Genomic DNA, 12,998 nt, shown 5'->3' with positions numbered 1-12,998 from the left:
GAACCCTCCAGTAGAAGACAGTCGATGGAACAGCGCACTCGTAGCGCGCACTGAATTACAATGCGATACGGCCGCATCTATTTATATTAGATCGCAGTGGGCGCTCGCATGCAACACAAAAGCTTCACTTAACGTCGTGGAATGCGCGCTTTCGTCGTTTTGCCGCAGGTGCACGCGATCTGGGCGGGCAGCTCAAGTAGTGGACAACGAACCGTGGTTTGCGGAGCAAACGCGCTCCGCAATAGTAAATCTTGTGAACGACTTGCCGACAGCGAATAGAAGCGAGAGAGGACGCGCGCCGAGCGCGCGCCCCCTGACTCAAACGGAGCGCGGCGGAATGGTCTCCGCGATCCAGCGCGCAATACCGGCGAGACGGTCATCCGTGTGCTGCTGGCCGATCACCTGGACGCCGACGGGAAGCCCTTTCACCGCGAGCATCGGTATCGTGATCGTCGGTGCTCCAAGCAGCGACGTAACGGCATTGTAGTTGGGAAGCCCGGTGGTGTGGACCACGCCCGAGTCGACCCCCTTGTTGTCGAGTCGCGGCGCTGGACCGATCGAAGACGGGGAGATGACTGCGTCGGCGATATGTGCAATCGATGCATGCGCGGCTCTTGCGATTTCCCGTCTTGAAATCAGGAGCCGATAGTCATCCTGCGTCATTTGCCGCGCGATATCGAGGCGAGACGTGAGGCTATCGCTGAGGCCTCCGCCGAATTGCTGCACGAGATTCTCGAGCGACCAACGCATTTCATACGCGCAGACGTCCCGTGTTATTTCCAGGCTCTCCCCGATCGCTCGTTCGAATGCCTCAACGAGAGAATGTTCGCTGCGACGAGTGATCTCGACACCGGCGCGACCGAGATCGGATAGCAGGTCCTCGAAGGCGCCTCTCGTATCGTGGTCGAGTTCGGACCACCCCTGCGCCTCCATGACGATAAGTCGCGTGGGTCGCTCAGCCGCGCGGAGTTCCGAGCCGCCGAAGAGACCCGGATATCCCGGATCTCCGCCGGAGCGCTTTGCAATCTCGATCGAGACATGCCACATGTCCGCCAGACTTCCGGCATGGACACCGAGATGGCTTTGACTAAAGCCTTGGCGCTCGCCCCGGTTCAGGGCGCCCATCGTCGGCTTAATGGCGTAATTCGCACAGAAGCTTGCCGGCCGGATGACGGAGCCGACAACTTGGGTTCCGATCGCAGCCGGCACCATACCCGCTCCGATCACCGCCGCGGAGCCGCTCGAGGATCCTCCCGGGGTGTGGATCGGGCTAAAGGGATTCGTCGTGGGCCCAGGATGAGACATCCCCAGCTCAGTGGTCACCGTCTTTCCAAGAACGATCGCACCGGCCGCTCTGAGCGCTTGAATGCAAGCGGAATCTTGCTTCGGAAAGTTGTTCTCGTACAACGGCGAGCCCATGCGGGTGGGCATATCCCTGGTCATCAGGAGATCTTTGATGCCAACGGGCATGCCGTCGATCGACGATAGCGGACGTCCCGATTGATACCTCTTGGTCGACGCATCCGCAGCGGATCTCGCTCCGGGGATGTTCATCTCGACCCAAGCACGTAGGACGGGCTCGCGGGCCTCGATGACCTCCAGACATTTCTCCAGATATTTTCGTGGGTTGCTCCCTCCCTCCTTGAATGCGGGCACCGCATCGTGGAAGGTGAGCGGCCGAAATTCGGCCGGGTTATATTGCTTTGACAATGGATGACCCCTTCAGTTTGTTTCGAACGTATTGCAATACAATACAGTCGGATCGTTATATAATGTCTACTCTGGCGCATGACGTCAACGTCCCGACGTTGCGTTGGAGTTCAAGAAATGAGCAGGGAGACTGTGATAATGGCCAAGCGTGCGACCGGACGGAAGCAGACGGCCCGATCGGATGATCGCGAGGACAAGCTCTACGTAAAATCGGTCGGCAAGGCCTTCAGGATATTGGAGGGGTTTGCGGACTCCACAAACGCTTTATCCTTATCCGAACTGGCGGAAGCGGCCGATCTGGACAAGAGCGCAACTCAGCGGCTCGTCCACACCATGGTCAAATTGGGATATCTTGAGCGGACGAGTCTCGGTCACCGGCCGGGTCGACGCCTCCTGCAGAGATCGTTCGACTATCTGCGCGGACATCCGCTGATCACGCACTCCCTGCCGATCCTGGCCGAACTCCGGCGCGACGCCCAGGAAAGGATCGATCTCAGCTTGTTTGACGATGTCGCGATGTTGTATCTCGTCCGCCTCCAAAGCAAACGCGACAGTCTTTACGGATATCTCAGCGGAAGAAGCGTTCCGACCTTCTGCACGTCGGGAGGGCGCGCCGTATTATCCCAGCTTCCCCTCGAGCAAGTAAAGGACATCCTCAATCGGTCAGAGCTCGTCAAAGTGACGCCCAAGACGGCGATTGCCAAGGAGCATATCCTTGCCCGCGTCCAAGAGGCGCGGGACGCGGGCTACGCGGTGGTCGTCGAGGAAATGATGGTCGGGGAAATCGCGTGCGGCGTCGCCATTCTCGATGATACCGGAAAGCCGATCGGTGCGGTTCACGTCGCTGGCTCCTTGGCCGAATGGTCCCCACCCGACTTCGAGAAACGGTTCGCCCCGCTTGCTGTGCATGCGGCACGCGCCATTTCCGCTGTCTGAATTGCAATGCAATACTCACGCATCACAATTTGACCTATCCTTCGATCCATGGAAAGGTCTTCTCTCGCAAACCCGTTGTGAGAGAGGAAACATGAAGCGTTCTGCGATCGTTACAGGCGCCGCCGGAGCAATTGGCCGCGCCACTGTCGCAAGACTTGCTGCGTCCGGCTTCGGCATCATGCTCGTAGACCGCGATGAGGAGGCTTTGAAGGAAGTCGTCGGTAGCACCGCAGGAACGTCGGTCTATTCGCACGTTGCGGACGTAACCAATCCCGAAGATGTAAGAAGCGCGACAGAACATGCCATCGCGTCCTTCGGGACGGTCGACACGCTCATCAACATCGCAGGTGGCGGCGGCCCCAAAAAGACTCTCGGTATAGAAGACATCGATTTGGATCTCTGGAATCACGTGATGGCTCTAAACGTGACCAGTACGTTCCTGTTCTCCCAGGCCGTGATGGCCGGCATGGGCAAGAAAGGCTTTGGGCGTATCGTCAACTTTTCTTCCATTTTGGCGTTCGGCGAGAAGGGACCACCCACGACGGTGCCTGGCCGCTTGGCTTATGCGACCGCTAAGGCCGCGCTGATCGGACTAACGGCCCAGCTCGCAAAGGATGTCGGCAAGAACGGCATCACGGTCAACTGCATCGTGCCTGGCCTTATTCTCGGTCAGCCGGGGACCCGAGTGAGGGGCCGATTCGATGCGTTGCCGGATAGCGAGCAGGCGCGAATGCTGGAAGGCTATCCATCGGGTCGTGCCGGGACGTCCGAGGACGTGGCCGCTGCCGTCGAGTTCCTCGTGTCCGAGGGAGCCGGCTATATATCGGGCGTCGCCCTTCCCGTCGATGGAGCCTACCTCTGATTTCGCGGTGCGGCCAAAGAGAGATCGCCGACGCGAACGCGAGCGATGGTTCAAGGCGCTGCTTCGGCCCGAAAGGAAGAGGCGGCGCGATGAGCGCCATTTTCGGCCTGCCGATCCGCTGTATGGTCGGCAGGGCGATTTTCGCTTCCCTTTATGCCGCGACTTCGCGATCGAGCTTCGGCTTGAATGGATCCCGCAAACCACGTTGTTCAAGTAGCGGAAGCGCCTGAGAGATGAAGCGGTGAAGTCCGTCGTCGAAGTCGACGAACGAGCAAAGCACTCCGTCCAGGCCCGCATCACACAAGCCCTCCATCTTCTCAGTGATTATGTCCGCGGTTCCGACGAGGATGTTGCCTCCGGCTCCGGCAGCGATTCGCTTTCGGAGCTCCTTCATCTTTTCCGGTGAAGCTATCTGCGACTGCGCACCCACTCCAGCGGACCAGGCATCGACGCTTTCGACATCCTCCATCTCCACCGCGTAATGGTGGAGATACTTCTCGGCGTCCTCCTTGGTGTCCCGCTGGACGACTGGACAATAGGTCCAGACCTGAACTTCGCGTCCGAAGGAACGCGCCGTATTCTTGTACATGTCGATCTGCCGCTTCCATTCGGAAGGATCATCGGATTGCAGGATGACGAAGCACAAATCGGCGTGTTGACAGGCGAACCTCATGCCCCGTGGCGACCCACCGGCGTTCATGATGGGCGGGTGCGGCTGCTGCACCGGCTTCGGCATCGACGCTCCGCCGGATACGCGGTAGAATTTTCCCTCGTAGTCGAACTCCTCCTTCTCCGTCCACATCTTCTTGATGACGGTAAGCCATTCCTCGAGCTGTTCGTATCTCTCGTCATGTTCGCGCATCGGCGCGCCGAACATCTCCAATTCGTGCTTGTTCCAGCCGCCGACAATGTTCAAGCCCAGGCGACCGTTCGAAATGATATCGATGGTCGCACATTGCTTAGCGCAAGTTATCGGGTGGATAGTCGGCGCATGCGAGGTCGGCATGACGGCCGAATAATTGGTGGCCTGCGCGATTCCTGCGGACCAGGTAAACGGGTCCAGAACAATGCCGCTCGTATGATCTGGCTTGCCCGGCATGTAGGCCTTCCATCGCGCGTACGCCACGATCGCCTCGAAACCCGCGGCATCGGCCGTTTGGGCAGTTCGAACGGAGTTCGGCCAAGTCGGCTGATACAGTTCGGGAACCTTGGTTTGCGCACCGCCCTTCCCGTTCGTCCCGAATATGCCGAGCTTGAGTTTGTTGTTGTTTCTGAGAGGATTTGTCATCTGCTTCGACTCCGCTGACCGCGTTGCATTTTATTCCGGCTCTCGATAGGCCGGAATATTGTCCAGCCGACCACCAAACGCTTCAATGATCTCCCGCGTCTTACTGATCTGCGCTGCAGAGAAGCGCATCAGCTTGTTCGCCTCGGCCGCGTGCGCGAGGCGGCCAAGCTTCGCATTTTGCTCTAGACCGAGCACGGTGAGCTGCAACGACCCGTCGGAGCCACGACCGATCCACTCCTTGCGCTCCAGCGACGCGATCCCATCCGTTGCCGTATCCAGATCCAGGAGGGAGACGCGTGCGAGCCCCTCGAGACTGAGCCCCGGACTGAGCTCGAGGTGGTACATCAAGCGGCTCTCGTTCATCGTGAAGCCGACCGAGTGGGCCTCTTCGCGAAATTCCGAAGCCCTCTGCAGAAACGCTCTCCTAAACATGGTAAGGAACGTCGGATACTGATCGCCCCGCTGGTCGGCATTGGTTGGGGCCGCATCCACATTGTCGATCGCCAAGCTGAACCTTCCTTGACTGAACACGAGCGGCCGGCGCTCGTAGCGAGCAAAATAGCTTACCTCGCCGACCACGATGAGGTGATCGCCACCCTCGTATTCCGCTCTTCGGGCGCATTCGAACTGGGCCGTCACTCCAGCCAACAACGGAGCGCCAGTCGCTCCCGGCTCCCAGTCCACGTCTTTGAACTTGTCCGTCCCCGACTTGGCGAATTGGGAAGCCAACTGGGCCTGGTCGGACGCAAGGACGTTGATCGCGAACGACTTCGCCGCCGCAAAGATGGGCCAACTGGTAGACGTTTTCTTGACGGACCAGAGCACCAAGGGTGGATCGAGGGAGACGGAATTGAACGAGTTGGCTGTGATGCCCGCACGCACCCCATCGGATTCGGCGGTGATGATCGTCACGCCGGTTGAGAAGTGGCCTAATGCGCGACGAAAAGCGTCCGAGTTGCCTTGCGGCGCACCGCTCTCCAGAGCGCCAGGCCGATTTGAGTTTGTCACTCCGCCCTCCTTGAGGTTTCGATGAGCCAAGATCTCGTTCTCAGCTCATAAGTTTCGCCAGGCCCACGGATCGCTCGATGGCGAGGACCGCCAGAGCCGATAGAAGAATAAGGATGGTCGATACCGCGCAGATCGTCGGATCAGCGTAGAACTCCGTGTAGTTGAAAAGTTCGATCGGAAGCGTGGTCATGCCCGGGCCGACCACGAAGAACGACACGGCGAATTCATCAAAGGACATGATGAGGCTGAAGATCGCGGCCGCGAGAAGCCCCGGCCGCAGCAACGGAACGAGCACCTCACGCCAAACGAATGCTCGGCGAGCTCCCAGCACGGCAGCCGCTTCCTCAAGGTGCGGGTCGATGCTGTGGAAGGTGCCGATCATCGCCCGTACGGCATATGGGAGCGTCACGATGGTATGCGCAACGATCAATCCGGGAACGGTACGAAGAAGGCCAAGCGAGCCTAGGACCATCGTCAACGCGATAGCCAGGACGATAGAAGGGAAGATCAGCGGCGACAGCAACACCAACTCCAATAGCCCTTTGCCAGGGAACGCGCGTCGCACGATCGCGTAGGCGGCCAGCCCGCCAGCTACGAGTGAGATGAGAGTTGCGAATACGGAAACTGCGACACTCAAAAAGAACGACCTGATGAATTCCGCGCGCGAGATCGCATTTGCGAACCACTTGAACGTAAAGCCGTGGATCGGAAACGTGACGGTCGGATCGGTGTTGAATGCGCTTGGAATGACAATGAGGATCGGCAGCAACAGAAAGACGACCACGATCCCTACGATCCAAAGATTGAGGACCCTCCAGACGGACGGAAGCGACCGAGCGGACTCTATCATTATCAACGCCTCCCCAATCGACGAATTAAGATGCTGTACCCCGCCACAAGAAGCAGCGTGAAGAATGTCAGAAGCATCGCCGAAGCCGCACCTGCCGGCCAATCGCCGGTTTCGAGGATCTGTTGCTGGATCGCCGTGGCCAGAACAGTCACGTTGCCTCTGCCCAACCAGAGCGGCGTGAGGTACACGCCCGTCGTCAGGCAAAACACGATGATGCTGCCTGTGGCCATTCCGTGCGCGGAAAGCGGAAGAACGATCTGCAGGAAGGATCGGACGGGACGTGAACCCAGTGTCGCCGCTGCTTCGCTGAGCGACGGGTCGATCCGGCCGAGCGTGGACGTGAGCGACAAAATCATGAACGGGAGAAACACATGGACCAGGCCGATCGCGACCGTCCAAAAGCTGCGCATCATCTGCACGGGCGCGGCAACCAGTCCAAGCCCGACCATCACTTTGTTGAGCAATCCTTCGTTCCCAAGCAGTATGGTCCAGCCGAACATCCGGACCACGATGCTGACGATCAGCGGCGTCAGCACGGCCAGAAACACGAGATGCGCGATCCTCGAACGACCGAGCACAAGGAACCATGCCACCGGGTAGCCGAACAGCAGGCAAATCAAAGTCACCACTGTCGCCAGCGAGATTGTCCTTAACCCGGCTTGCAAAAGAAATCTGTTCTGGAAGAACTCGCGATAGTGCTCAAACGTGATGGCAGTCCAGCCGGGAAAACTATCGAGAACGGAGATGCCTAACATCAACACGGCAGAGAGCACCATGAGGCAGCCGACCACCGATGCCGGGGTCAGCAAGATCAAAAGAGGGGTGTCCTTGGTCGCTGTGGTCATCCGCCGCATGCTCAGTTAATGAAAGCGCCGCCGTCGACGTCGATGATCTCTCCGGTCAGATAGTTGGGTTGTACCGTCGCGAGAAATTGTACGATCACCGCGATGTCATCAGGAGTTCCGATGCGTCCCAACGGAATCCCGCGGGCGATCATCTCTTTCCCTTGCTCACCGATCATTTTGAGGGTCAGCGCGGTCTCGATGAGACCAGGACATACGGCGTTTACGGAGATGTCGGGCGCCAGCTCCTTAGCCAATCCACGCGTCAGTCCCAAAATCCCGGCCTTGGAGGCGGCGTACGCGAATTTGCTCACAGCGGACGGCGTACCACCCGTGTGAGCGTTAACCGAAGAAATATTGATTATACGTCCGGCGGCGGCTTCGACCATGTGGGAGGCTATGGCCTTGCACCAATTGAATGTCCCTTTGAGATTTACCGCTATTACAAGGTCCCATTCCTGTTCGGTAATGTTGAGCAGTCCCTTTGGCTGGGACACGCCGGCGCTATTGACCAGGACATCGACTCGTCCCCAAGCATCCATGATCCGCTTTGCGTTCGAATGTACGCCATCGAAGGATCGAACGTCGTCCGTCAGGGGCATCAGTTCGCTCCGTTCGGCTCCTAATGATGCCGTCGCGCTCTCCAGGTCGGGCTCGGAGATATCGGTAATAGCGACACGAAATCCGCTGGTGATCAGCCGCGCGGCGCACGCGAAGCCTATTCCTTTTGCTCCTCCGGTCACTACGGCAACGGGCTTTTCGGACTCGGGCTTGATCATCTATTGTTCTCTTACGGCTTGGCCGCACGCGGTTGGAATGAAAAGGCAGCAGTGATTTTCAAAGGACCACAATGTTGCGAGCGTCCCAGTTCACCCAGATGGGCTGGCCAACCCGAGGGCCTTCGTCATCGCGGTTCGACCTGTTCGTGATCAGAACAGTGAGTGGTTTCTGCAAACCGACGTCGACGAAACAATGGGTGACGGAACCGGAATAAGACACGTGCACGATCTTTCCGGGAAGCGAGCTTCCTGCAGCACCGGGCACTTCAGCGAGCGACAATTTTTCAGGCCTGACGAAGATCGAAACGTCCGCCGCAGATATCACGTCGGGAGGCAGCTCCAAGACCGCCTTCTCTGAAATCGCAATCCGCTTCTTCCCATCGGATTCGACGACCTTACCTTGCATAAGGTTCGACATTCCTATGAAGTCCGCCACAAAAGCGTCGCGGGGGCGCTCATAGATCTCCTTCGGACTGTCGTCTTGCAGGATTCGCCCATCGCTCATGACGGCGATTCTGTCAGAAAGCGTGAGCGCTTCTTCTTGGTCGTGCGTTACCATCAGCGTAGTGATACCGATTTCCCGCTGAAGCATCTTCAGTTCGACTTGCATCTGCTCGCGTAGCTTACGGTCAAGCGCACCCAGAGGCTCGTCCAGCAGAAGTAGTCTGGGATCGGTTACGAGCGCTCGGGCCAACGCCACACGCTGTTTTTGGCCGCCCGACAACTTTTCGGTAGATCGCGGACCGAAATCGTCGAGCCGGACGAGCTTAAGCGCATCCTGGACCTTCGCCTCGATCGTGGTTCTGGAGACCTTTCGCGTCCGCAAGCCGAAGGCGATGTTCTCGGCGACCGTCATGTGCGGGAACAACGCGTAATTTTGGAAGACAACGCCAATATTGCGTTCCCAGACGGGAACGCCGGTGATGTCCTTGCCTCCCAGCGCGATCGTACCGGAGTCAGGCATTTCTAGACCGGCGATCATGCGGAGCAAAGTCGTCTTCCCGCAACCGCTGGGACCGAGCAAGCTGATGAACTCCCCGGGTTTGATCGCAAGAGAGACGTCCTTGACCACCCTCGCGCCGCTGAAACTCTTGGCAATCGAGTGAAGGCTGAGCGCCGCTATTGCGATTTGTCCGAGCATCATCGTCTTAAGACTTCAAGGTGCGTTCGATGAGCGCTTTTGTCGCCGCGAATTTTGTAGCGACCTGCCGTGCATCCAACCTGATGAGCCTCTTGCCGGCGTCCCCAGCTGAAATCACCGCGGGATTGGTCTGAAGTTCGGACGGAATCGCCAAGGATCCGACCGCAGGTGAAATGAGAGCGTTCTTCAGCCAAGCCGTCTGGCACTCGTCCGACAGCCAGGCATTGAGATACCTTTGAACAAGCTCTGTGACCTTCGGCGAAAATCCCACGCAGGATTGCAGCTGATTGGACCAGAGGGTCGCTCCCTCCTTTGGAAAGGCGAACGCGACGCGTTTTCCTTGGAGACGCGCCTGCTCGCACCAGGCCCCCCAATGTGGCGCGAGCCACACTTCTCCGCGATGGACCATATCTTCTTCGGCAATGGGTGAGGTCGACCACACTCCGATATTCTTGCGGTAGGGCTCCCACGCCTTGACGCCATCCTCCACCGATGGAGACTTGCCCGTCGCGACGGCCGCCATGGCGTAAGCATCGAAGTAGGTGTCCCACATCGCTACGCGCCCCTCGTACTTGGGATTCCAGAGATCCGTCCAAGACGTCGGCGGTTCGACCCGATCCGGGTTGTACATGATCCCGAACGGTGTCTGCTGGAACGTGACGCCGTCACCTCCGGGCAGCAGCAGATCCTTGGGAACCCGCTTCGCGTTTGGCATGTATTCCGGGTTGATGGCCGCCCACATCTTGTCGATCGACCCTCGCGCCGAGAATAGATCGTTGAACATTCCGCCGCTGATCACCGGATTGTTCCGTTGCGCAAGCATCTTCGGATAGGCGGCGGCGTTGGCGGACACTTCCAGCTGAATGGCGACGCCGGGGTACTGGCTCTTGAAAATCGGAAGGGCAACGTTGTTTATCGTGTCCGCCACCGGTCCGCCCTGAATGAGGATCGTCAGTTGGCTCACATCTTCGGAAGACGATTGCGCCAGTGCCTGTGCGAAGGTCGCAAGATCGCCTCCCGCTGCCCCCAGGGCAACAAGTCCCTTAAGGATTGTGCGCCTGTTGATCGATTCAGACGTGGAATTCAGTCCCAAAACCTTCATCAGATCCTCCTATCGTTGCGCGTCGGAGGAAGGCCTGTTCCTTCTCCGAGATCCCAGTACAGTCCCGCCATTCCTCGTAACCCTTCCCGGACCACCGAGATGGGCACATGCTCGTTGACGCCATGGTTTGCCGCAGCCGGATAGGAGTGCGGTATCCAGATCGTGCGCATGTTCAGCAACTCGCTGAAAATGTCGTTGGGAAGCGATGCGCCGACGTTCGGAAGGACCACGACCGATTTTCCGATCGACCGCTCGAGCGATCCACGAGCCCAGCCCACCCAGGGGTCGTCAGGATCGAGACGTGTGGCGTGAAATACCTCGTCATCCGTCTGCGAGACCTGGATCTTTCCCAAACCGCAGCGGTCGAGATGCTCCCGGAGCGCGGGGAGGATCCGATCTTCATCCACGCCGACAACGAACCTGAGCTGGCACACGGCGAAAGCGGAAGCCGGAACCGCGTTCATCGGCGACCCGGGACGCCCGGCTTCGAACGCCAACACCTCGAACGAGGTCCAGCCGTAGACTTTCTCGGCGGCGCTTAAACCAGGCTCGCCCCAGCCATGGTCGATCTTCGGGCCCTGCTCATCGTCCGAAACGACGCAGTCGCGAAGCGCAGCGCGTACAGCCACCGGAATTTCAGGAGGAAGCCACTCGGGGATTCGTATTTGACCGGTCGCGGATGCGATCGAGCTGAGGCCGTGCGCGAGCTGAAGCGCCGGATTGCTGAGCAATCCACCCCAATTTCCCGAGTGGTAGGTGCCGCTTCTCGCGTCGATACAAAGTTTGAAACTGATGGCGCCTCTCGCGCCGAGATATATGGTCGGCCGATCGGCCGAGATGCGCGGGCCGTCGGAGGCAATGAGTATATCGGAGCGTAGAAGGTCTCTGTTTTCGGCGCACACCTGGCGTAAGCCGGGCGATCCGACCTCTTCGCCGGTCTCGATCAGAAACACCGAATTGAAGCCAAGATACCCGCGGGTCTCAAGCACCGCCCGCATCGCGGCCATGTTCAGGTAGTGCTGGCCCTTGTTGTCAGCGACACCTCGGCCGTACCAGCGCCCCTCCCCAGCCGTAAGCTTCCAAGGCGTCAGATCCTGACGCCAACCGCCCAACCCTTCCACTACATCGCCATGTCCATAACACATGATGGTGGGCAGCGACTCGTGCTCCTGCCTCCGCGCGACTAGGAAAGGGCCCTTTGCTTCCCGATGCTCGATGATGTGGCAGGCGAATCCCAATGCTTCCAGGTACGGGACGACGAGTTCGGTCAGGTACGCGACGAGCCCGCTCCGCGAATCCGCCCGCTGACTCTCGGTCCGGCAAGCTATCGCCCGCGACAACTCCTCGAATAGCGTCCCGTCCTCCAACGCCGCCTCGGCGGCGGCGATGGCAGCTTCCCTGCTCGGCCGCTCTCGCTCCGCTCCGCCGATCGTGCGGTTTGTTAGGGTCATCCTCATGAGTTATCGCGAACCCATCGGGCCACTTCGCCGTGCGATGCGAACCAAACGTCACCGAGCGATCTGGCATACCGAATGATCTCCTCGAGTATCCAGATGCGCGATCGATACGTGATAATGTGAGGATGCATAGTCAGATTAAAGATGCCTCCTTCGTTGTAGGCCGCATCTAGCTCACGCTTGAAGATGTCGAAGACATCGGCCGGCGGAGTGTATGGGCGCAAGCCTTGAAAGCGGTTCATCATGAAATAGACCGCGTCATCCCGCACCCACTCGAAGGGCACCTCTACGATACCCGACGGTTCACCGTTGATCAGAAGCTCGTAGCAATCGTCGTCGGCGCCGAGCGAGGAGTCGTATTCGAGACCGGTCTCCTGCAGCAGGCGCAGAGTGTTCTCGCTAAAATCGGCGGACGGGCTGCGTAGCCCGTAGGGACGCTGCCCCGTGATGGATTCGATGGTGTCGATGGAACGCAGCATCAGATCCCGCTCATCGTTGATGGCGAGAACAGAGTTGAGCTCGTGAATCCAGCCGTGAATTCCGATCTCGTGACCGCCATCCACGATCCGCTTCTGCTCGTCTGGGTACAGCATGGCCGTAACGGCAGGCACGTAAAAGCTTGCAGGCGCCTCGTACTTCTCCAGGAGCGACAATATTCTAGGCACTCCCACGCGGTTGCCGTACTGTCCCCAAGCCAGCCTGCCGATCGATTTGCCGCCTTCGCGTAGTTCGCTCGTGTCATGGTCGGAATCGAACGAAAGAGCGATGGCGCACTTCGCGCCGCCCTTCCAGTGCTGCGGCTTGAGAGACCGCCCTGCGCGAACCCTGGAAACGAGTCCGCGCCAATGCTTCTCAGGCCATTGCCACGGTTCCAATCCGCCGGCGGTCTCGCTCATATTGGCATTCCCGTTCTTTGAGGATGCCCGACGCTAGGGTTTACCGAGTTGCGAATCCAATCCGAAATCCTTTTGTCAGCAGTAAGCGAAACTTTTGGCGAAACCGGATTCACCACAAACAACGCTT

12 protein-coding genes are annotated in these 12,998 nt (G+C 58.9%); 2 read left to right on the top strand and 10 right to left on the bottom strand.

Features of this window, described 5'->3' with window-relative positions; genetic code table 11:
* Positions 1 to 318: 318 nt before the first annotated feature.
* A complete protein-coding gene (locus UNPF46_RS04675) occupies positions 319 to 1,710 on the bottom strand; it encodes an amidase (RefSeq protein WP_142249214.1) in 1,392 nt (463 codons plus the stop codon).
* Positions 1,711 to 1,848: 138 nt separating this feature from the next.
* Between UNPF46_RS04675 and UNPF46_RS04670 the strand changes: the two genes are divergently transcribed.
* Positions 1,849 to 2,646, top strand: coding sequence for an IclR family transcriptional regulator (locus UNPF46_RS04670; protein WP_142249213.1), 798 nt, complete (start codon positions 1,849 to 1,851; stop codon positions 2,644 to 2,646).
* Between the two features lie 91 nt (positions 2,647 to 2,737).
* The gene (locus UNPF46_RS04665; RefSeq protein WP_181769781.1) at positions 2,738 to 3,508 is read left to right on the top strand and encodes an SDR family NAD(P)-dependent oxidoreductase; all 771 of its coding nucleotides are present in this window, start codon (positions 2,738 to 2,740) and stop codon (positions 3,506 to 3,508) included.
* A gap of 151 nt (positions 3,509 to 3,659) precedes the next feature.
* On the opposite strand, the gene UNPF46_RS04660 is transcribed toward UNPF46_RS04665, so the two are convergent.
* The 9 genes from UNPF46_RS04660 to UNPF46_RS04625 all read right to left on the bottom strand — a co-directional run bounded on the left by UNPF46_RS04660 (position 3,660) and on the right by UNPF46_RS04625 (position 12,871).
* Positions 3,660 to 4,796 carry an LLM class flavin-dependent oxidoreductase gene (locus UNPF46_RS04660; RefSeq protein WP_142249211.1) on the bottom strand — a complete coding sequence of 379 codons (1,137 nt, stop codon included), beginning with the start codon at positions 4,794 to 4,796 and terminating at the stop codon, positions 3,660 to 3,662.
* A 30-nt stretch (positions 4,797 to 4,826) separates the two neighbouring features.
* Positions 4,827 to 5,804: a flavin reductase family protein gene (locus UNPF46_RS04655; protein WP_181769780.1), complete on the bottom strand. Its 978-nt coding sequence runs from the start codon at positions 5,802 to 5,804 to the stop codon at positions 4,827 to 4,829.
* Positions 5,805 to 5,844: 40 nt separating this feature from the next.
* On the bottom strand, positions 5,845 to 6,588 hold the full coding sequence (locus UNPF46_RS37295; protein WP_181769779.1) for an ABC transporter permease: 744 nt from the start codon (positions 6,586 to 6,588) through the stop codon (positions 5,845 to 5,847).
* A 68-nt stretch (positions 6,589 to 6,656) separates the two neighbouring features.
* Complete coding sequence (locus UNPF46_RS37290; RefSeq protein ID WP_181769778.1) at positions 6,657 to 7,499, bottom strand: ABC transporter permease; 843 nt, start codon at positions 7,497 to 7,499, stop codon at positions 6,657 to 6,659.
* A gap of 11 nt (positions 7,500 to 7,510) precedes the next feature.
* Entirely contained in the window at positions 7,511 to 8,275 is a 765-nt protein-coding gene (locus tag UNPF46_RS04645) for an SDR family NAD(P)-dependent oxidoreductase (RefSeq protein ID WP_142249208.1), read from the bottom strand.
* Between the two features lie 58 nt (positions 8,276 to 8,333).
* The gene (locus UNPF46_RS04640; RefSeq protein WP_246668594.1) at positions 8,334 to 9,419 is read right to left on the bottom strand and encodes an ABC transporter ATP-binding protein; all 1,086 of its coding nucleotides are present in this window, start codon (positions 9,417 to 9,419) and stop codon (positions 8,334 to 8,336) included.
* Between the two features lie 4 nt (positions 9,420 to 9,423).
* Entirely contained in the window at positions 9,424 to 10,518 is a 1,095-nt protein-coding gene (locus UNPF46_RS04635) for an ABC transporter substrate-binding protein (RefSeq protein WP_142249207.1), read from the bottom strand.
* On the bottom strand, positions 10,518 to 11,975 hold the full coding sequence (locus tag UNPF46_RS04630) for a M20 family metallopeptidase (protein ID WP_246668593.1): 1,458 nt from the start codon (positions 11,973 to 11,975) through the stop codon (positions 10,518 to 10,520). Before UNPF46_RS04630 ends, UNPF46_RS04635 begins: the two co-directional genes overlap by 1 nt.
* Positions 11,972 to 12,871 carry a polysaccharide deacetylase family protein gene (locus UNPF46_RS04625; RefSeq protein WP_142249206.1) on the bottom strand — a complete coding sequence of 300 codons (900 nt, stop codon included), beginning with the start codon at positions 12,869 to 12,871 and terminating at the stop codon, positions 11,972 to 11,974. Before UNPF46_RS04625 ends, UNPF46_RS04630 begins: the two co-directional genes overlap by 4 nt.
* Positions 12,872 to 12,998: the final 127 nt, after the last annotated feature.

This window comes from Bradyrhizobium sp. UNPF46 (assembly GCF_006658625.1).
In the GTDB taxonomy this organism is placed as follows: Bacteria; Pseudomonadota; Alphaproteobacteria; order Rhizobiales; family Xanthobacteraceae; genus Bradyrhizobium; species Bradyrhizobium nitroreducens.
This window is presented reverse-complemented; position numbering and strand designations above follow the sequence as displayed.